Annotated in this window: 15 protein-coding genes; 9 read left to right on the top strand and 6 right to left on the bottom strand. The window is 48.3% G+C overall.

The genetic code is table 11. The features are described from left to right. Window positions 1-18 precede the first annotated feature (18 nt). Window positions 19-4,989: a DUF4132 domain-containing protein gene (locus DFQ00_RS27155; RefSeq protein WP_110899551.1), complete on the top strand. Its 4,971-nt coding sequence runs from the start codon at window positions 19-21 to the stop codon at window positions 4,987-4,989. Between the two features lie 260 nt (window positions 4,990-5,249). After that, the gene (locus DFQ00_RS27150; RefSeq protein ID WP_110899550.1) at window positions 5,250-5,702 is read left to right on the top strand and encodes a GNAT family N-acetyltransferase; all 453 of its coding nucleotides are present in this window, start codon (window positions 5,250-5,252) and stop codon (window positions 5,700-5,702) included. Window positions 5,703-5,868: 166 nt separating this feature from the next. Here DFQ00_RS27150 and DFQ00_RS27145 read toward each other — a convergent pair whose 3' ends face one another. From DFQ00_RS27145 to DFQ00_RS27125, 5 genes are all read right to left on the bottom strand, one after another. Next, window positions 5,869-6,657, bottom strand: a complete 789-nt coding sequence (locus DFQ00_RS27145) for a formate/nitrite transporter family protein (RefSeq protein WP_110899549.1) — start codon at window positions 6,655-6,657, stop codon at window positions 5,869-5,871. A 93-nt stretch (window positions 6,658-6,750) separates the two neighbouring features. Next, the gene (locus DFQ00_RS27140; RefSeq protein WP_110899548.1) at window positions 6,751-7,155 is read right to left on the bottom strand and encodes a hypothetical protein; all 405 of its coding nucleotides are present in this window, start codon (window positions 7,153-7,155) and stop codon (window positions 6,751-6,753) included. Continuing rightward, complete coding sequence (locus DFQ00_RS27135) at window positions 7,139-7,366, bottom strand: hypothetical protein (RefSeq protein WP_110899547.1); 228 nt, start codon at window positions 7,364-7,366, stop codon at window positions 7,139-7,141. Before DFQ00_RS27135 ends, DFQ00_RS27140 begins: the two co-directional genes overlap by 17 nt. A 104-nt stretch (window positions 7,367-7,470) precedes the next feature. Then, window positions 7,471-7,689: a hypothetical protein gene (locus tag DFQ00_RS27130; RefSeq protein WP_244214010.1), complete on the bottom strand. Its 219-nt coding sequence runs from the start codon at window positions 7,687-7,689 to the stop codon at window positions 7,471-7,473. A 200-nt stretch (window positions 7,690-7,889) separates the two neighbouring features. Further along, entirely contained in the window at window positions 7,890-8,882 is a 993-nt protein-coding gene (locus tag DFQ00_RS27125) for a zinc-binding dehydrogenase (RefSeq protein WP_110899567.1), read from the bottom strand. Window positions 8,883-9,152: 270 nt separating this feature from the next. Here DFQ00_RS27125 and DFQ00_RS27120 point away from each other — a divergent pair, with 270 nt between their 5' ends. Together DFQ00_RS27120 and DFQ00_RS27115 are read left to right on the top strand one after the other, a co-directional pair. Continuing rightward, window positions 9,153-10,013, top strand: coding sequence for a LysR family transcriptional regulator (locus DFQ00_RS27120; protein WP_110899566.1), 861 nt, complete (start codon window positions 9,153-9,155; stop codon window positions 10,011-10,013). A gap of 14 nt (window positions 10,014-10,027) precedes the next feature. Next, a complete protein-coding gene (locus DFQ00_RS27115) occupies window positions 10,028-11,134 on the top strand; it encodes a threonine aldolase family protein (protein ID WP_110899545.1) in 1,107 nt (368 codons plus the stop codon). Between the two features lie 69 nt (window positions 11,135-11,203). On the opposite strand, the gene DFQ00_RS27110 is transcribed toward DFQ00_RS27115, so the two are convergent. Further along, window positions 11,204-12,235: a PocR ligand-binding domain-containing protein gene (locus DFQ00_RS27110; RefSeq protein WP_110899544.1), complete on the bottom strand. Its 1,032-nt coding sequence runs from the start codon at window positions 12,233-12,235 to the stop codon at window positions 11,204-11,206. A gap of 371 nt (window positions 12,236-12,606) precedes the next feature. Here DFQ00_RS27110 and DFQ00_RS27105 point away from each other — a divergent pair, with 371 nt between their 5' ends. From DFQ00_RS27105 to DFQ00_RS27085, 5 genes are all read left to right on the top strand, one after another. Beyond that, window positions 12,607-13,746: a glycerol dehydrogenase gene (locus DFQ00_RS27105; RefSeq protein WP_110899543.1), complete on the top strand. Its 1,140-nt coding sequence runs from the start codon at window positions 12,607-12,609 to the stop codon at window positions 13,744-13,746. After that, complete coding sequence (gene dhaK, locus DFQ00_RS27100; protein WP_110899542.1) at window positions 13,747-15,516, top strand: dihydroxyacetone kinase subunit DhaK; 1,770 nt, start codon at window positions 13,747-13,749, stop codon at window positions 15,514-15,516. A 295-nt stretch (window positions 15,517-15,811) separates the two neighbouring features. Then, window positions 15,812-17,959: an alpha/beta hydrolase family protein gene (locus tag DFQ00_RS27095; RefSeq protein WP_110899541.1), complete on the top strand. Its 2,148-nt coding sequence runs from the start codon at window positions 15,812-15,814 to the stop codon at window positions 17,957-17,959. A 314-nt stretch (window positions 17,960-18,273) separates the two neighbouring features. Continuing rightward, entirely contained in the window at window positions 18,274-19,455 is a 1,182-nt protein-coding gene (locus tag DFQ00_RS27090; protein ID WP_110899540.1) for an alanyl-tRNA editing protein, read from the top strand. Window positions 19,456-19,474: 19 nt separating this feature from the next. Beyond that, the gene (locus DFQ00_RS27085) at window positions 19,475-20,221 is read left to right on the top strand and encodes a hypothetical protein (RefSeq protein ID WP_110899539.1); all 747 of its coding nucleotides are present in this window, start codon (window positions 19,475-19,477) and stop codon (window positions 20,219-20,221) included. The last annotated feature ends 80 nt before the right edge of the window (window positions 20,222-20,301 follow it).

Genomic DNA, 20,301 nt, shown 5'->3' with positions numbered 1-20,301 from the left:
GACAAGGAGGAGAACAGAATGAATCAGGAAGATCAGGTACAAACGTATATTAAGGGATTGCAGCAGAAGGCAGGCACTCTTACCGGAGTACAGCTGGAATTGGCAAAATACATGATTACTTTGGCAGAGTCAACGTATTTGCGCGGGGATGAAGAGAGCTATTTCAGCGCGGAAAGACAGCTGGTGAGTCTGGCATTGGAGAAGCAGCAGCCTCTATTTCAACCCATTATTGAAGTGCTTGAACGCTTGACCCATGATACGTTTGTTGCCCGATTCCGTTATATTGCTGAAGGAGCAACTCTTTATCCTTATAGTACCAGCTACGAACGCAGGCCATTTCGGACATCCGATCCAAGGCAGCATGTCGTTCATGTGCTCCGTAAGCTGCTCGGTTTATTTCGTATGGAGGCCAGAGGTTTACACTTGATGGATTACCTGACCCTTCGTGAGCCGGATAAGTTTAATCTGTATGAATACCGAAGTGTGCTGCCGGATTGTATAGCATATGAACTGGATCATATGAATATTGAAGTCAAGCAAGCGCTACACGATATGATTTATGGGGATAACCAGGCTGCATTGCTGACAGGTGAAATAATCAAGGGTATTCTCATGAGCGAGCAGACGGATGCTTATCATATGATCGGTGAGCTCTTGATTGCGGCAAGACTGCAGGAGGGATTACGCCAGAGCATTGTGGAGCGAATGGACGAAGGAACGGTCGAAGCTTACATTTACATATTAAAAATCATTTTGGACAACAATCTGACCCGGTTCAGTTCTGTCGTTAGAGCTTTGGGAGTATGGACCGGGCTTGGGCTTGAAGCTGTGAACCAGCGTGTAGTGTCCCAATTGGCCGAACAGGCGTACGAGGCACTTGTCCATAAAGAAGTTCGTGAGGCATGGAGACAGGAGAAAAACGCCAATAAATTATATATCAGCCTGTGGGCTACAGCAGTTATTGAGGAGAATGATCTTCAAGGCAAGATTGTGGAGATTATGGATCAGGGTGAATTGTATCAAAAAATCGTAGCACAGTACATTCTGGCCAACAGTCAGCATTTGGGACTGCGGCTTGCTATGGCACGTAATGATCTGGATGTACAGGACCTGGAATTGATGCACTGGGTTGTGCAAAATTATACCGCTGCATACACGCATAATTGGAGCTTTGAAGAGGGAGAGCATCAACGAAGTGTATATGTTCCTCGCTGGGATGTGCTTGAAGATAAAGCCGCGCGCCGTCATGATTTTGATTCATTCAAAAAGATGCTGGATTTCATTCCGAAGGGCGGTTCAAACGGACCTTCAAGAGTGCTGGATTATGTTCAATATCGTATGGATGCAGATGACATAATTAAGAAGATGTTATATCTGGCCGCCTATGATATGGATGCTGAATGGATTGCTGAAGTCATAATTTTGAAGGAGCGCTTGAGCCCTGAGTTACGTGGCGAACTGTTAACCCAGTTTGTGCAGGAGCCTGATAACGAGGTGCAACGGCAGTTTGTGTTTGAGAGTTTATCCGACAAGAGCATCAGCAATCGTGAAAGTGCACTGATCAAGGTGAAACGGCTCTCGCTGACTGGCGAGGAGATGCAGCAGATGGAAGCGCTGCTGAAGCTCAAAACGGGCTCTCTTCGACAGAAGGTCATTCAAGTTCTGCTGCTGCAGTCGGTTGAAAAGCTGAAGGATTCGGTCGGGCGTTTACTCCAGGCCAAGAGTGAGCTGCAGCGTTTGGGGGCACTTGAGCTGTTAACGGAGATACAAGGGGATGAAGCGCGAGCAGAGCAGCTGGAGCAGCTCAAACCTTTGGCGGAGCAGTTGGATAAGCCTACAGCCAAGGAGCAGAAGCTCTTGGACAAACTGCTTGAAAAAGGCAGCCGCTACACATCCTCCAATGGATATGGTCTGTTTGATCCGAATCGACATGAACCGTTGCTGAATGAGGAGCGTGACCACAGCGGCAACGGTCCAAAGGATATTTTTCGATTATCGTTAGATAAGATTCGAGGCATTCTGGAAGGCTTGAATGCACTGGTGCATGAACATAGGGATTATGAGTATGTTGTGGAGTATTATGCCGGATATAGAGAGACGCTGCTCGTCGGGGCCGGCTTGCGTTCAATGGTTCCTTATGCAGAACGATCCAAAATGAAAGAGATGGATCAATTCCCGCTGACTGAAGTGTGGAAGCAATATATCGAGCAGAGCGGGCTTACCGGAATGGAATGGCTACAGTTGTATGTAGAATTGCAGTTAGGTAAGCTGAACAGCAAACTGAATGAACATTATTCGTTCTATGTGAACCAATATGAGTATGATGAATTAAGAAAGATTTCATTGCTCGAGGGTTGGCGCCACACATTTGCAGAGCAGATTTATCCGTTGAATGAGATTGTCAAGCTACATGAAATGATGGAGGCTCTCACGTATAAGAATCAGGTTCAGGCTCTGATCTTGGCGGCATTTCTGGATTGTGATTCAATTGAGATTTTTGAGGCTGCGGAGAATGCCTGGGCTTTCATTATTTCAAGCATGCCAGCGGAGCAGCTGGAAAAGGAAACAGGCATGCTTCACGTCCTGACAGGTCCGTGGAATAATGTTGTGAGAAATAACGTATATGACAATGACAGTTTCAAACGTTACTTCCAGACAGCCTATCAATTCTCTCATCTTGTGGAGCCGTACTATCCGTTATCGTTGCTGTCGCTGGATGATTTCCTGCGTGCCTATCAGTTAGAACTCATTGATGAGCAGGAAATATACCAGCAGCTGTTTACGGGGCATCAACGTTTTGTCTTCATCCGTGACATGACATCGACTCGTACAGAGCGTATTAAAGATGATCCAAAGCTGATGCAACTGCGGGATACTGCCGTGAATCGCATTCTGGAGATTGAGCTGACTCGAGGAGAATTGTCCACGGAAGTAAGTACACTTGCGATGAAGCTGGAACGAATCGAGGGTATGGAGCATTGGGTTCATCTGGTCTCTGCGATGGATCAGGATACTTTTGTCCGTGGTTATATCTACAGCTATGGGGGCAATACGACTCGTAAAGAAACGTTTAGTTATCTAATTAAGCAGTGTTACCCTCGGGATGGCGAGGATGAGGTGCTGCTGGGTGAACTGCTTCAGAAGTACCCGTTTAACGAGAAAAAGCTGCTGGAGGCAGCGATGTATGCGCCTCAATGGATGGAATTAGTAGCGAAGCATCTCGGCTGGGAAGGACTTCGTAGTGCAGCATGGTATTTCCACGCGCATATTAACGAACAGTTTACCGCAGAAAAGGAAACGATTGTTGCGCACTATTCGCCAATCACTGCGCAAGATTTTAACGATGGAGCCTTTGATATTGCCTGGTTTGAAGAAGCCTATGCGGCAGTAGGGGAAGAACGTTTCAATTTGCTGTACGATTGTGCCAAGTACATCTCTGGCGGGGCTAATCATCGCAGATCGCAATTGTTCGCTGATGCCGCGCTGGGCAAGCTTAGCCTGAAGGAGATGCGTGAATCCGTTGCAGACAAACGCAACAAGGATCATTTATTGACCTATAGCTTGATTCCACTAACCGAAGAACGTGAGCAGGATTTACGTGAGCGTTACGACTTTATTCAGAAATTCCTGATGCAGAGCAAGCAGTTTGGGGCACAGCGCCGTGCAAGCGAGGGATTGGCATCGCAGATAGCACTCGGCAACCTTGCACGTAATGCAGGTTATGTGGATGTAACACGTCTGATGTGGGATATGGAGGCTCGCAAGCTGGATGAGATGAAGTCTTATTTCGAGCCTCATGCACTTGATGAAGATACCACGGTACATCTCGTTATTAATGATGAGGGCCAATCCGATCTGGTTATTGTCAGCAAAGGCAAAACACTGAAGTCTGTACCGGCACGATTCAAAAAAGATGGTTATATTGCAGAATTGAAAGAGCTGAAGTCTGATCTGGCTGATCAGTATCGTCGGGCCAAACGGGAACTGGAGCGTTCGATGAACGCAGGCACGGCTTTTAGATGTCAGGAGATTGTCAATCTGATGAGCAATCCAGTCATTCAGCCGTTGTTAAAAACATTGATATTCCAGTCTGGTGAGCAGCTTGGCAGATTCGATGCGAAGGCGGGTGGACTGATTACTCCAGGAGCAGAAGGTACAGTCCATATGCTCAAGGAGGAAGATGCTCTGCTGATTGCACATCCGTTGCATCTGTATCAGAGCGGCGAATGGAGCGAGTTCCAAAGAGAGCTGTTTGATCGTCAGGAGCGTCAGCCGTTCAAGCAGGTTTTCCGTGAGCTCTATCTGCCTAACGAGGATGAGCTTGCACAAGGGACAGTATCACGCAGGTATGCCGGTTATCAGATTCAGCCGAACAAAACAGCCAGCCTGCTGAAAGGCCGTCAATGGACTGTAAGTTATGAGGAGGGCTTGCAAAAGGTAAGTTATGAGCATAACTTGATTGCCAGTCTCTATGCGATGGCTGACTGGTTCTCTCCGGCAGATACCGAAGCCCCTACGCTGGAAACAGTGCAATTTTATGATCGTCGTACGTATAAACCGGTGGAATTAAAGGACGTTCCGCCCGTGTTTTTCTCCGAGGTAATGCGTGATGTTGATCTGGTCGTCAGCATTGCTCATGTAGGTGGTGTTGATCCAGAGGCAAGCCTCACAACGATTGAAATGCGTCATGTCATTGTGAAGGAATCCTTGCGTCTGCTCAAAATCAATAATGTGCGCCTGGATGGCAACTATGCACGTATCGAGGGAGATTTGGGTGAATATGCTGTTCATTTAGGAAGCGGCAATGTCTTCAAGCAGGCCACAGGTGCATTGCACATAGTGCCGGTGCACAGCCAGCATCGCGGACGTATCTTCCTTCCGTTTTTGGATGAAGATCCAAGAACAGCCGAGATTTTGTCCAAGATCGTACTGTTGTCCGAGGATACAAAAATTAAAGACCCGCAGATTCTCGCACAGCTACAGCACTAATGATCATAATGAAATGATTAAAGGCCGCCCTGGATGGGGCGGTTCTTTGGGTAAGGGTGAGGTTACCGGGCAAAGCGAGATGATCTGCTTGAGGATGTTTTTGTGAAGCGGGATGTATCCGCGCTAATTTACAGATGCCTTGCAAATCGGGACATGTTAAGATGTACACAGCTGGAAGGGGTGCACAAAACCAATTACCAATAGGATCAGGAGTGAGCCCCTCAATATATGTTACTTGGCAAAGGAGAGTGCATTGCATCATGTTAATGATACCTTATCGGGAGCAGGATCACGCCAAGCTGGTAGCGGTCTGGGAGCGTGCAGTTCGAGCTACGCATACATTTCTGGAGGAGCATCATATTCTTTTTTATAAACAAATGGTGAGTGAGGCTTTGGAGCAAAAGCAGGCTGAGGTATGGGAAGTGCTGGATGTCGAGCAGGAGCCTATTGCCTTTATTGGTCTGGATCATAGCTTTATTGAGATGTTGTTTGTAGACGAGCATTTTCAGGGGCAAGGTGTGGGAAAGTTTCTAGTCTTTCAGACGATGAAAATGAAAGGCTCCGAGCTGAGGGTGGATGTGAATGAACAGAATGAAGACGCTGCCCGCTTCTATGCCAAGATGGGATTTGTGCAGACAGGTCGTTCTGAGCTGGACGGTTCCGGTAATCCTTTTCCGCTGCTGCATCTTGAAATGAAGCGAACAGGTGTGTGATTCATAACGTTGGTGGAGAGATCAGGCCTGTCATCCTGCTGGTGACAGGCTAATAACCCCCGGCGGTGGCTCCTGAATAGGTGAGTCGCTGCCGGGGGCTTCATTTGGCTTACCGCTCAGCCGCGGTCATTGGACCGGGCAAAAGGGGGCTTTTTTTTCAAAAACATTAATGTGTCTCTTCGTCCAGAAACGGTTTGTTCACCGCATAATACATAAAGCCCATCAGCAGCACGCCGCCCACCAGATTGCCCAAGGTCACTGGCACCAGGTTGTGAATCACACCGCCAAACGAGATGGTTCCTGGGTGGTTTAACACAAGTGCAATCGCAAACGTACACATATTCGCAATGCTGTGCTCATACCCCGAGATGAAGAAACAGAAAACAAACAGCATCATGGCAAACATTTTGGCGCCATTCTCCTTCATGAACATCGGTACGAAAAACGCCAGGCACACAAGCCAATTACAGAGAATGCCACGGAAAAAGAGCTGCATCGCAGGCGCTTCCATCTTGTGCTCGACCACACTCAGCAGAAAACCGTTAACCTGTGATGAATCAAACAGTCCTGTCAGGTAGATCAGCAAGGCAAACACGGCCGCACCCATCAGATTTCCGCTATAGCTCGCAATCCATAGCTTAACGACTTCAAGCCAGCGGAGCTTTTTGCGCAGTGCCGCATACGTGTAATAGAACGTGTTGCCCGTAAACAGGTCACCGCCACCGTAGGCAATCAGGATAATTGCTGCACCGAAGGTGATTGCTGCCATAGGGTATGTAAACGGGGAATCCTCCATATAGAAGAAGTTTCCTGTTTTGAACGCCACAATCACGCCGAAGCCGATAAACATGCTGGCCAGCATAGAGCGTGCCAAATAGCGAAGCAGGCTTTGCTTATAAATTTTGTGCTTTTTCAGAGCAAGCTGCTCCACACCGCGTAAACCTTCCGTTTCCATCATTCGCCTCCTGTATGTAATGAATCCGCTAGTATTTCTATATTATACCTATAATTTGCGTTAATAGTTCATCGAAATATATGAATTCGAAGTTTAGGATTCCGGTATGAACGGGTCCGCAGGAAAAGGGAACATACAGCTCCGCCAAATCTCATTCCGCTCTGCGGCTGTACGTTCATGCGAAACATGCTCTTCAGCGTAAGATCGCTCCAGCTTTTCCCGCATAAATATCTCCAGGTAGTCATTAGGACGAGAGTGAAATCTTTTGATAAATTCGCTATTTGCATCGACTTCTCTCATTTTGCTTAGTGCGCTATTTAATAAAGGGCTGCCCGCATACAACAATGAGGAGGTCTCTTCACATTCGAATTTGAGGAAAAGAAGCGCCTTCTGAATGGCATGAAGCTCGCCTTGAGTAAGGTATACGGCTTGGGTCGCCTCCTCTGCGGTGTGTTCTTTACGCTGTTCGTATGAACGCTGTTCATCGTTGGAGTTCATTGTTTATCACGTCCCGATATAGATTGAAATTCCCGTGTTGCCGCAGGGCTAAGGTTTGTAACGCATAGTTCTGCACATGCTCGTCTTCTTCCGAGCTACGTATGAGCTGTCCTGCTGCTTCGCGGATATTTTTCAAAAGTGGAGATGCTCCTGCCATTCCTAAGGCCCGCCAGGCTTCAATACGTACCAAATCCTCCTCCAGTGCATTCATGCCAAGATCAAGCACTTGCTGAGTTAATGCAGGATCATGTAATTCGATGATCTGACGGAGTGCTTCCTGTTTCTCTTATGAAGTGGCTGAGTCGAAATCAATGTTCAAGGTTGGGGCGGGAGTTGGATGGGGCGTGCTTGAAGTGCTTCTTCCACAATCTGCTCCGCAGTTAATTCACGCTCATCCCAAAAAATTAGATTACTCACCTCTGCATAAGGCAGCGCCTGCTGCACCTCGGTTAACATGTCGTGCAATTCCTGCTCGGTTCCTTCTGCATTCATAATTTTACGAACTAACATCACAAGATGTTCATGATTGGACATCATCATACCTCCTGAATAATTGACCTAATACATCGGAAAGCGACAGTCCGTTTAGTCGGATATTTTACAGTTACGTACAATGTTGCGCTGCATATGACGTTGAAGAAAACGAGTCAAAAGCAAATCCCCCAACCGCGATGACCATGTCTATGCATAGTCTATCATTGATAGGGGGAAAGATCATGGTCACAAGGTCCTTTTTAATCAATCTGTATAGCAATATTGCCGAACTGCTCGCCTTTTTCCATGCGTTCAAACGCCTGTGTCGTATCTCGCAATGAATAGATGCTGTCTACAACGGGACGAATCTGATGCTGCTCTACCCAGTTCAACATCTGCACAAACTCTTCGCGGCTGCCCATCGAGGTTCCAATCAAGCTGATCTGTGGAAAAAAGATCGAGCGAATCGGCAAATGCAGCTCGTCGCCAGAGCTTGCGCCAAACATCACAATGCGTCCACCCGGTCTGATGATCTGCTCGTATTTGGGAAACATCACTTGTCCGATACTGTCCAGGATGATGTCTACAGGATTGTCTTTGTTCAACATATTTCCCCAGTCTGCATGACTATCCAAGGCTTGAAACGCTCCCAGACGCATCGCCTCGGCTCGTTTAGCTTCACTTCTGGAGCTTACGGTTACTTTTGCACCAGCTGCTATTGCCATGAGCAGGGCATACGTAGCCACACCACCTCCAATGCCAGGAATGAAGAGATGTTCACCTGCTTTCAGCACGCCTTGAGTGAACAGTGCCCGATAGGCTGTCAGCGCGGCAAGAGGTAATACGCCAGCTTCGATCCAGGAGAGGTGGGCAGGCTTGGGCAGCACATTACCGGCAGGCAGTGCGATATATTGCGCCAGCGTCCCATCCGAAGGGCCGCCGACGATTCCAGGAACCACAGGCACGTCTGCGGTATGTTCCCAGTCGAGCGTAGGATGAATAATTACCGGGTCTCCAACGGATATATGGTGCACGCCTTGGCCAACCTCCACCACAACACCTGCGCCGTCCGATCCGGGAATGAGCGGTGTGTCTTGAGGCTTACGGTCTGACATAATGAAGAGATCACGGTGGTTTAAGCCCGCAGAGCGAAGCTGCACCACGACCTGTCCGGGTGCTGCTGCCGGGATTGCACGGCTTGAATAGTGAAGACCGTTCAGACCGGCTTGGCCGGAATGTATCATTGCATTCATTGCTTTTATAGCTAACATGATATTACCTCCCTGAATAATATAGGCAAGTTACTTATATACACATCATCGTAGTGTTCGTGTAAAGATAAATAACCTATTACCGGGTCATTGTACAGGCAGGCGGTAAACACGTAAAATAAACAAAAATGAAGGTCAGTATCAAGAATGATCATAGTGAAGAATAACGGAGAGACGGAAGAGTATTGGCTTGATGTACAAGCTCTTGATATGGCAGAATGGCTCTCATATAACGATAAGCGGGTGAAGATTTTGGATGCTGGTGATTTGAGAATATTTCAGGCGGTTGCTCGCGAAGGCAGTATCAGCAAAGCGGCAATTACCCTTAATTATGTACAGTCCAACGTGACAACACGGATCAGACAACTGGAGGACCAACTACAGGTCCCGCTGTTTCATCGTTCGAATCGTGGAATGCTGCTTACCCCTGCGGGCGAGAATCTGCTTGGTTATGCGGATCGAATATTGCAATTATTAGACGAAGCGGAGCATGCTGCACAGGAAGGAAGTCCACCGGCAGGAAATCTTCGTTTAGGCTCCATTGAGACGGCGGTCTCCCGTTTCCTGACACCGCTCTTGGCAGAGTATTGCTCCTGCTATCCAAAGGTACGTTATTCTCTTGTCACTGGAGGCACGCATGAGCTGAACCAGAAAGTATTGAAGCATGAGCTTCATGGAGCCTTGGTGTATGGTCCAGTAGAGCATGCGGAGCTGCAGTATATCAAAATGTATGAGGATGAGCTGGTGCTGATTGCTGAGCCGGATGAACATGATATATCTGTATTGCTTAACAGGCCGATGCTATTTTTTGAAGCGGGATGCAGCCATCGAGCTCAAGCTGAGAGTTTTCTGAAAACCCAGGGCATTCGTGCATTACATATCATTGATTATGGGACACTGGATACGATAATTCATGGTGCTGCTACAGGACTCGGCGTATCCTTGCTGCCGCGTTCCTCGGTTGCTCAGGCCGCGTCTAGAGGTGAGATCGTCATTCTGCCTGTCCCCGATCCGTATTCTCGTTTGGAAGTAGGATTTGTATACTCTCGTGGTGAACATATATCTAGTGCGCTTCATGCGCTGATCGAGATTATGGCTGAACCGGAACAGTAAGGGAGAGATGAATTGTGCAGGATCAAAATAGTGCAGTAACGCTGGCAGATGCATTCAATCAGGCCACTTATATTATAGGCGGGCATGGAAGCCGAAAAGTGAAAGTATTGCAGGAAGCGCTGGAGCAGGTGGATGGAGAAACATTCAGTGACCACTATGGCAATGGTTCGATTATAGATGAGTTCCAGCAGGAGATGGCGGAGGTGCTGGGTAAGGAGGCGGCTGTATTTTTCCCGAGTGGTACGATGGCACAGCAGATCGCACTTCGCATCTGGTGTGACCGGGCTGATGTTAAACGGGTAGCCTATCACCCGCTGGCTCATCTGGAGATCCATGAGGAGGACGGGCTGAAGGAGCTGCATCACATCGAAAGCATTTTGCTGGGGGAAGCGAATCGCTTGATTACACTCGAAGATGTGAAGAGCATGAAACAGGAGGTCGCCTGTCTACTGCTGGAGCTGCCGCAGCGAGAGATTGGCGGGCAATTACCCGCCTACGAGGAACTGGAGTCCATCTCGGCGTATTGCCGTGAACACGGGATCAAGCTTCATCTGGACGGGGCACGTCTATTTGAGATCACGCCTTATTATGAGAAAACACCAGCAGAGATTTGTCGTTTGTTCGACAGTGTGTACATTTCTTTTTACAAAGGTATTGGCGGGATTGCGGGGGCCATTCTTGCTGGTGATTCAGACATGATGCAGGAATCCAGAGTATGGAAACGGCGGCATGGCGGTGATCTGATCGGGCTGTATCCGTATATTCTCAGCTCCCGGTATTATTACAATGAACGTATTGGCAAAATGGGGCGTTATTATGAGCAGGCCAAGGAACTGGCGTCACTGTTTAATGCATGCCACGGAATCCGAACGATTCCCGAACGGCCCGTATCCAATATGTTTCACGTTCATTTTGCGCTTGCAGCTTCTGAAGTTGAACCGCTGCTCGTACACATGGCGCAGGAGTACAGTACAGCCATTACATCCTATTTGAACAAAACGGGTGGAAACAGCTGTTCCTTCGAAATGTCAACAGGGGATCGTTATGACCTGGTGCCGCAGGACAAGCTGCGAGACGCGCTGACTTGGCTGGACGGGGAGATGAAGAAGAAGCGCTTCTAACATACCATGCGCTGTCCGCTGTGTATCGTGAGTACAAGAAAAAATATGACCTGCCCGGTGCGAATACTCTCACTGCTCCTGAAAATATTTGCGATAGAGGGCAGGCGTAATTTCCTCGAACTTTTTAAAAATTTTAATAAAATACCCCGACTCATTAAATCCCAGCTCATCGCTGATCTGTGATACGGGCATGTCCGTGACCTCCAGCAGCTGCTTGGCCCACTTGATTTTGAGCTTGGCGAGATAGGTGGTGAAGTTTTCACCTGTTTCCTTCGCGAATAAGCGGCTGAAGTAGCTTGGGCTCAGGTGACAGAGGTCGGCTGCTTGTTTCAGAGACACTTGTTCACTTTTATGCGCGTGAATATATTCAAAAGCAGGCTGGAGCACCGGATTCACGCTGTCCGTATCACTCGGGCTATTTTTGAGATAAGCATCCGCAATGGCGTTGGTCATTTCCTTTTTGATCGACTCAATGTTGCGAATCGAATAACCGGGCAGGATCGTGGACAGGTTCACGGACTCCTGATTGCCGGATGCCTTCTCAAACATCTCCACCAGCAGGTTTTTGTTCAGCGCCTCCTCCACAATATAGTTGCAGAGCAGGGACAGCATATTCGAAATCTTCACAATCTCCTCATACGTCATGACGGGCAATTGGTCGTAATCTGCCTGTAAATGCTCCATTTTGGCATCATGCATGGACACATTTTTGGATCTCACGATCTGCTCCAGATCGGTCCCCTTCTCCGGGTCAGCGAGCTTGACTTGTCCAGCCATGACTGCACCGATGTATTTTCCATCAATCGTAATGGGAATCGCTATGTCAATAATGTTGAAATGACAGAGGTAAATATAGGGTTCGTTGAGCCGAACAGCCTCCAGACCGCCGCGAGAGTCGCACTTTTGACAGTAGGGCAGAAGCTCAGGGTCTTTGCGAACGTTCTGACAGAAAGCCTGGCAGCTGCTGTGGCTGGTTACAGGAATGCCTTTATAATCAACCGTTAGTATGGCGAGTTTGGTTACTGTGGCAAGGGAATCCTGAAGGCGTTTCCATTTATCCAGATCCAGTATTTTGTTGATGTGCAGATATTCTTTAATCATGTGAAAACCTCCGTAATTAATCATTTTCATGGATCGGAGAGTCGTTAAAAAGTTAAACGTTTGTACATATTAAGACGTGAACATAGCGGGTAATCGGAAATGTGAGGTCAAAATTGAACCATCTCATGACAATAACATACCACGATTGCGTGAAAAAGCAAAAAATTACGATTGCAAATTATAATAATTTGTTATCAAAGTCCACTGTAAACCTCTTGCGTCTGCGTTATATTTAGGTCAATTGCAACAGTTAAAATTTGATGTAACACGGAGCAAGGCACCTTGACGTCTGAATTGCATGTGAAACAGGACAAGTGCTGCTTCGCAAAAACCATTCTAGCGATTATTAATTTTAGGAGGCATATCATATTATGAGAAAAGCATTTATCAGCCCAACGAAATATGTGCAAGGCGAAGACGAATTGTTGAACCTGGGATACTTCGTCAAATCCTTCGGAGATTCTGCATTGTTGATTGCGCACCCGGATGATGTACAACGTGTCAAAGCGAAGCTGGATGCAACAGCAGCCAAATTTAATATCACTTTTGTTGAAAGCGGTTTTAAAGGCGAGTGTTCGCGCGAGGAAGTGGCACGTTTGCAAGAGATTGCCAAAGAAAAAGGCTGTACTTGCACCATTGGTCTTGGTGGTGGTAAAGCGATTGATGCAGCGAAATGTGTGGCTGAAGGCGAAGCGTTGATCATCTGCCCAACCATTGCAGCAACAGATGCACCAACAAGTCACTCTGCGGTGTTGTATACACCGGAAGGTTCCTTCGATGATTATGCTTACTTCAAGCAAAGCCCAAGCGTTGTGCTTGTGGATACAACTGTTATCGCTAACGCGCCAACACGTTTCCTCGTATCCGGTATGGGGGATGCACTGTCTACTTACTTTGAAGCGAGAGCAACATCCAAATCATATTCTCGTGTAAATGCAAGCTTGCCTATGGGTTCCCGTGAAGGATACACACCATCTGCTGTAGGAACAAATGCAGCGCTGGCACTTGCCAAACTGTGTTACGAAATGCTGCTTACTGACGGTGCGAAGGCAAAAGTAGCGTGTGATAGCAACGTCGTAACTCAAGCACTCGAAAACATCGTAGAAACTAACATTTTGCTCTCTGGTCTTGGATTCGAAAGTGGCGGTTTGGCTGCGGCACATGCAATTCACAACGGTCTGACTGTGCTTGAAGGCACACACCACTACTTCCATGGTGAAAAGGTATCCTTCGGTACGATTGCACAGCTCGTGCTTGAAAATGCGCCAACCGAAGAGCTGCATCAGGTGATGGACTTCTGTCTATCCGTAGGATTGCCTGTTAGTCTGGCAGATATCGGGGTAGAGACGATTACACAGGAAGAATTGTTGAAAGTAGCAGAGATTGCGTGCATTCCAGAGGAATCCATCCACGCGATGCCATTCCCGATCACAGTTCCTGAAGTAGCCGCAGCGATTGCAGCAGCTGACCGAATCGGACGGGAGTACAAAGCTCGCCAGGAGGCAAAATAAATGAAAAAAATCATCAATCAGGCTGAACATGTTGTTATGGAAATGTGCAACGGAATTGCGCTTGCGCACCCGGAGCTGGAATTCCTGAAAAAATATAAAGTCATCAAACGCAGAGAGATTCAGGCTGACAAAGTCAGTCTGATCAGCGGAGGTGGTAGCGGTCACGAACCGGCACATGCAGGTTATGTAGGTAAAGGTATGCTGGATGCAGCGGTATGTGGAGATGTATTTGCTTCACCTTCTCAAATTCAGGTGTATCAAGCGATCAAAGCAACGGCGAGCAACAAAGGTACACTGCTCATTATCAAAAACTACAGCGGCGACATGATGAACTTCAAAAACGCAGCACATCTGGCGGAAGAAGATGGCATCAACGTACAGTATGTACGTGTTGAGGATGACATTGCTGTGCAGGACAGCTTGTATACCGTAGGACGCCGTGGTGTAGCTGGTACGGTGCTGGTTCATAAAATTGCTGGCGCAGCAGCGGAAGAAGGCCGCAGTCTGGAAGAAGTGAAGGCAGCTGCAGAGAAAGCAGCACAGAACGTACGTAGCATCGGCTTTGGCTTCACATCTTGTACGGTTCCAGCGAAAGGAACACCGACTTTCGAGATCGCAGAGGACGAGATGGAGTTTGGTGTAGGAATTCATGGTGAGCCAGGTATACGCCGTGAGAAAATCGTATCGGCTGATGAACTTGCGGGTCGAATGGTTACAGCTCTGCTTCAAGACATGAAGCTGGATCAGGATGCTTCTGCCGAGATCGCTGTGCTTGTGAACGGCTTTGGAGCGACACCGCTGCAAGAGCTGTACCTGCTGAACAACTCGGTTCAACGCGAGCTTGCAGCACATACAGGGCTTCAAGTGGCGACGACATTTGTCGGCAACTATATGACCAGCATTGATATGGCGGGGGCATCAGTGACGATCCTTAAGCTGGACGATGAATTGAAAACGTTGCTCTTCAAAGAAAGCGATACGCCTGCATTTAAAGTGTCCGGCCCTCCGGTGGCACAGGTGGCTTACTCCGAAGCGCTGGAAGCGGTTGTAACGGAGGATGCTCCGGTATCCTATGAGGTACAGACGGATGCGTCAGCAGCAGTAATTAGCAACAATCAATTCTCGCTCGACAATATGGTGTACCTGATTGATAAAATGGGCGAGATTATCATCAAGAACGAAGTACCGTTCTGTGAGCTCGATTCCCATGCAGGCGACGGCGATTTCGGGATGAGTGTAGCCAAAGGCTTCCGTCAATTGAAGCGTGAATGGAACCATATCATTCATGAAGAGAAAACGGATATCGGTTCATTCCTGAATGCATGCTCTCTGGTTATTATGGAGTATTGCGGCGGAGCATCAGGCCCGATCTGGGGCTCGGCATTCCGTGCAGCAGCCAAATCGGTGGGCGAGAAGCAACATCTGGATGTAGCTGACTTCGCTGAGATGATGCAGGCGGCTGTGCAAGGTATTCAGGCTACAGGTGAGCGTTCCTTCGGACGTGGTGCGGTTGTTGGCGACAAAACGCTAATTGATGCATTGGTACCATGTGCAGATGCCTGGACACAAAGTGCCGAGTCTGGAGATGACTTCAAATCTGTTTTTGCCAAAGGTGCAGCAGCAGCGGTTGAAGGTGCGAAGAAAACCGAAGATATCGTTGCCCGTATGGGCCGCGCAGGCACGGTTGGTGATCGCAGTCTGGGGTACCCGGATGCTGGCGCATATGCGCTGGGTGTTATTTTCACCGAGCTGTCCGAATCTTTGAAATAGGTTAACGTTTGAATCCAATAGTGTAAATGTAAACATAGATCATATAGGCAACAAACTGACACAGGTGACGGCGCCGAAGTCCGGCGTCGTTACGTGTGCCTTTTTTAGACTATAGTGAGTCAAAATTTACATGTTCTCATTTACACCTATTTTGAAATATTTTATTTAGCTTCCGGGATTGGCTTGTAGTGTTAGTTGCATTGTTGCAGGCTGCTTCGCTCTATTCGACGATTGCAGCGTGTACGCAATGATATCTATTTATCTAGTATTTTATATTATCTAAAGGAGCCAACCAATGAGAACAGTCACATCATTCTTGAAAAAACCGCAGGGGTTGCTGGTTTTATCACTCGTTCTGGTTATTTTCGGCAGCTTGTTCGCAGGTATGTTCAACACATCCTTCTATTCCGTCAAGGTTAAAGAGATCAAATTCCAGGCCGATCACGGAACACTGTCGGGTCTGCTGTACATGCCGAAAGGCGCGGGCGCAGATGACAAAAGGCCAGTTATTATTACAACGCATGGTTATTTGAATACCAAAGAAATGCAGGATGCACCTGCTATTGAGATGTCCAGACGCGGTTACATTGTGCTTGCGCTGGATATGTACGATCACGGGGATTCCCGCTGGAGTGCGCCGATCCCGGTGAAGGATATGTTCGGCACGTTCTGGATTTATTCTCAGTTTGATGCTGCTAAATATATCTATAATCAGGACTTTACGAAAAAGGATGACAAGGGCAACGCATATGTTGCGGTCAGCGGTCACTCCATGGGTGGTTTCTCCACATTGCTCGCAATGTACATGGACGAGATGACTTCACTGCAAACTGGACACCGCATGATCTATACAGGCATTTCTGTAGGTGCGGATTATTCCTATGCCGCAGCCGTAGCTCCGCAGGATCAGCTACAAGCTGCTTTTGGAAGCCGTACGGTAGGTATGATTGCCGGCAAGTATGACGAGTTTTTCTTCAATAAATCCGACGAAGAGAAAACAGCGGCCGAGAAAGCCATCAAAGGAACCGTTATGCGCAAGGATTTTGCTGCGACGACTTCGGGTAAAGCGTTCCTCGGACTGGCAGCAGATGCGCAAAGAGCGGAGACAGACAAGTTTACGGAGGTGCAGTCTGGTGACCTGATGGTGGATGGTAAAGTAGTGCGCCCTTCACAAACGGGGCAGCACATTATGTACACGCCGAATCAGACACACCCTTGGAATCACTTTTCGCCAACAACAACGGGACATCTGATCGACTTTTACGCCCATGCCTTTAATGGGGTGACATCACCGAACCAGACCAATGTAAATCTGGGATCGGGCAATCAGATCTGGTGGGCGAAGGAAGCCTTTAACTTTGTAGCATTGATCGGCTTCTTCCTGATGATTGTACCTTTGATCACACTGCTGCTCAGACTGCCATTGCTGCGCAAAGCGGCAACGAGCGAGATTGCTACGGTATCCGCGGCGGTCAGCGGCAAGCAAAAGACGATGTACTGGCTCGCGATCGCGTTCAGCACGCTGATTCCGGCTATTCTTTTCCCAACGCTGATGGATAAATCGGCAGACGGATTGAATGTACTTCGAGTGATTGCTCTGATCTTGCTGATTGCAAGTGTGCTGGGTGCAGTGATTGGCTTTGTGATGGCTGGAAGTAAAAAGAATGATTTTGCGGCAAGCCGTCGTCTGAAAAACATCGGAGTAGGCAGCGTGCTGCTGGCTGTTGTATCTCTGGTGATGTGGATTGTGTTTAACTATGCAAGTAAAATTGTCGTTACAGGCACCTACTTTAACGAACCGACCACCAACCAGATTGTATACTGGGCATTGGTGTCCGCGTTGATTATGATTCTGGTGACCTTTGCGTTCCACTATTTCTCCAAAAAGGATGCGGGTACCCGCTTCAGTGATTATGGCATCAGCCTGAACGTTGGAACGATCCTGGCGAGCCTTGCAACTGCTGTAGTTGCTGTTGTTATCGGTTACGCCTTGCTGTTCGCTATGCAAGCGATCTTTGGAACCGACTTCCGGATCTGGACGTTTGCAGTACGTACATTTGAACAGGCGCATTTCGTTACAGCACTGCGTTATGCTCCGCTCTTCCTGATCTATTACTTTGTAAGTGCGGTTGCTTTGAATGCGAATACCCGTGGCAAACGTGGTGGGATGTTCCTTGCCATTGTGCTGAATGTAGGCGGCTTGGTCTTGTGGATGCTGGCTCAGTACGGCAAAGACTTTATCACAGGTGTGGCGCTGTATCCAGGTCAGGCATTGAACGGCATTCTGTTGTTCGCACTGGTGCCATGTTTGATCATCGCTGCGGTATATGCACGCAAATTGTTTGAGAAAACGAACAATGTATGGCTCGCAGCATTTGTTAATACGTTGCTGTTTACGATGGTGACGGTGGCAAATACGGTGCTCTTCTGGAACCTGGTTTAATGTGAAAAAAGATATGGCGTGGCCTTTAGATTACACTTGACCACTCCGATGGCGACTATGCTGGTTGTGATAGACACACGGAGAACTTCACAGCCCATATCCAACGTTTTTTACATCAAACTCTGGGTAGAATATAGACCGCTCTGTAGGCTTGGCTTACAGAGCGGTCTTTTTTGTGTTGGTTGGAACGTGGCTGTGAAGAACTTCCTCATATACAAACGGATCGAATTGGCAATATTGGCGTTAGCTATGGGAAATAGTGTAATCTGAACATGGAACTACTCACTTGAACGAGAAGGGAACGAATCACTCTAATGACACAAAAACTTTATTATGACTCTGCGTACACACGCGAGTGGCATACACATATTACCCATCGGGTGACGAAGGAGGATGGAGTCTACGTCACGCTGGCCGAAACGGCTTTTTACCCCCATGGAGGTGGTCAGCCTTGTGATCTGGGGCAGATCGGGGGCATCGCTGTGCTGGACGTCAATCTGGAGGATGGAGACGTGTGGCATAAGCTGGAGCGTTCTCCAGAGCAGGATGAAATGCAGTGTGAGCTGGACTGGGATCGCCGGTTCGATCATATGCAGCAGCATACGGGTCAGCATTTGTTATCGGCCGTTACATTGAAGCTGACGGATGCGATGACACTCAGCTTTCACTTGGGTACAGACTATGACACCATTGATGTCGCTGCGGAGGTGCTTAGCACAGAACAGCTCGATGCTGTCGAGCAGGAGGTGAATCGGCAGATCGTCCGCAATGCACCGATTCATACGTCTTGGGTTACTGCCGAGGAAGCGGCGCGTTTGCCGCTGGTGAAGCAGCCTACGGTGACGGAAGACATTCGCATCGTGGAGATTGAGGGTGTAGAGCACAACGCATGCGGCGGCACCCATGTTGCGGCAACAGGCGAGATCGGTCTGATTAAGCTGCTCAAAACCGAGAAGGTGAAGGGCGGCACCCGCATTTATTTTAAATGTGGCACAAGAGCCTTGAATGAATTTGCGGCGGTACAGCAGGTGCTGAACGGCATTACGACCAAATTAAAGACAAGCCGGGACGAGCTGCTGGAGCGTATTGTAAAAATGGAGCAGGACCAGAAGCTGCTGCAAAGCGAGCTGAATGCGGTCAAAGCCACCAACGACACGTACTATGCGCAGGAACTGCTCGCTCAACGGGAAGGGCTGGTCATCGCGGAGGTGTTCGAGGACAAGTCGCTCAAGGACATGCAAAGCCTTGCGACCAAGCTGACCGAAGAGCATGAAGGTTTGGTGCTGTTTGCCAGCATTTCGGAGGCGAAGGTGGTATTGGCACAGAACGGACAGCCGGCGGAATGGGCGTGTGGACCTTTTTTCAAAGGCAATCTCGGGGCTTACCAGGGCAAAGGCGGGGGCAGTGAGAAAATGGCCCAGGCAGGCTTTGCCAGCAGCGAGGATGCGCTTGCGTTTTACGAGTTTACCAAGGAACAGTTGGGACACCATTCGTAAGTCGTGAGGAGGCCGAAGCATGACCGAGCGTATTCCGTGTATACGGGAAGGCTGTGAGCATATGATTCTACCAGCCACGGCAGCCAAAACAGGCGGGTACTGTATGCCCTGCAAGCAAGAGATGGAACGTGAAGCTCACCAGCGTTATATTGAAGCGAATCGGCGTGATGTGAATCTGTATGATGGTGTTACGGATGATGTGCAAATTCTGAAAATCATGCATACACCGCGGGCCTATGATCCGCTTATTCGGTATATACCTTATAAATATTCGATGGAACAGCTATACCTGTCCCTTTCTACCGAACAGCAGTTGGAGATGAAGCGGTATGCGATGGAACTGATCCACTCGGAGGATGAGGATACGGGTAAGGATATCCTGTTATATCTCGTGTGTTACCACGACCTGCCGCTGACAGCAGAAATTCCAGAGCTGCTGGAGCAGGAGATATTTTATCCAGCGGTTTTGTACAAGAGCGCTTCAGGCGAGACACGGGATCATCTGCTGCAGCAGGTGCAGACCGATGGGGAGAATCGCAACCATATCCTGATGATGCTGGCCTACATTGGCGACGAGGTGGCTGTACAGCAGTTCTGGCAGTGGAAGCAATCTCCCCCTGACTGGGCAAGCGAGCTTTATGTGGCGCCTGAGAGGTATGCCTTGCAAGCGGGTTGGGAGTTAACGAGTGAAGGTCAACGCAGAGAATTATTTAGTACCCCGTGTTATTCACTATATGAAGTAAGAGTGAAAGTGGAACTAGAATAAAAAGTGGACACCCGTTAACGGACAGAAGGATAATAAGGCTAACGGAGGTGTGTCCATATGGGAGAACAACGGCAACGATA

This window comes from Paenibacillus barcinonensis, assembly GCF_003217495.1.
GTDB classification, from domain to species: domain Bacteria; phylum Bacillota; class Bacilli; order Paenibacillales; family Paenibacillaceae; genus Paenibacillus; species Paenibacillus barcinonensis.
Note: the sequence above shows the minus strand (reverse complement) of the source record. Positions and strands in the feature narration are given on the sequence as shown.

Bases quoted from the DNA above. Each gene is read 5' to 3' on its own strand.
- DFQ00_RS27155 (WP_110899551.1), top strand. From the start codon at position 19: ATGAATCAGGAAGATCAGGTACAAACGTATATTAAGGGATTGCAGCAG.
- DFQ00_RS27150 (WP_110899550.1), top strand. From the start codon at position 5,250: ATGTTAATGATACCTTATCGGGAGCAGGATCACGCCAAGCTGGTAGCG.
- DFQ00_RS27145 (WP_110899549.1), bottom strand. From the start codon at position 6,657: ATGGAAACGGAAGGTTTACGCGGTGTGGAGCAGCTTGCTCTGAAAAAG.
- DFQ00_RS27140 (WP_110899548.1), bottom strand. From the start codon at position 7,155: ATGAACTCCAACGATGAACAGCGTTCATACGAACAGCGTAAAGAACAC.
- DFQ00_RS27135 (WP_110899547.1), bottom strand. From the start codon at position 7,366: ATGAATGCACTGGAGGAGGATTTGGTACGTATTGAAGCCTGGCGGGCC.
- DFQ00_RS27130 (WP_244214010.1), bottom strand. From the start codon at position 7,689: ATGTCCAATCATGAACATCTTGTGATGTTAGTTCGTAAAATTATGAAT.
- DFQ00_RS27125 (WP_110899567.1), bottom strand. From the start codon at position 8,882: ATGAATGCAATGATACATTCCGGCCAAGCCGGTCTGAACGGTCTTCAC.
- DFQ00_RS27110 (WP_110899544.1), bottom strand. From the start codon at position 12,235: ATGATTAAAGAATATCTGCACATCAACAAAATACTGGATCTGGATAAA.
- DFQ00_RS27105 (WP_110899543.1), top strand. From the start codon at position 12,607: ATGAGAAAAGCATTTATCAGCCCAACGAAATATGTGCAAGGCGAAGAC.
- dhaK (WP_110899542.1), top strand. From the start codon at position 13,747: ATGAAAAAAATCATCAATCAGGCTGAACATGTTGTTATGGAAATGTGC.
- DFQ00_RS27095 (WP_110899541.1), top strand. From the start codon at position 15,812: ATGAGAACAGTCACATCATTCTTGAAAAAACCGCAGGGGTTGCTGGTT.
- DFQ00_RS27090 (WP_110899540.1), top strand. From the start codon at position 18,274: ATGACACAAAAACTTTATTATGACTCTGCGTACACACGCGAGTGGCAT.
- DFQ00_RS27085 (WP_110899539.1), top strand. From the start codon at position 19,475: ATGACCGAGCGTATTCCGTGTATACGGGAAGGCTGTGAGCATATGATT.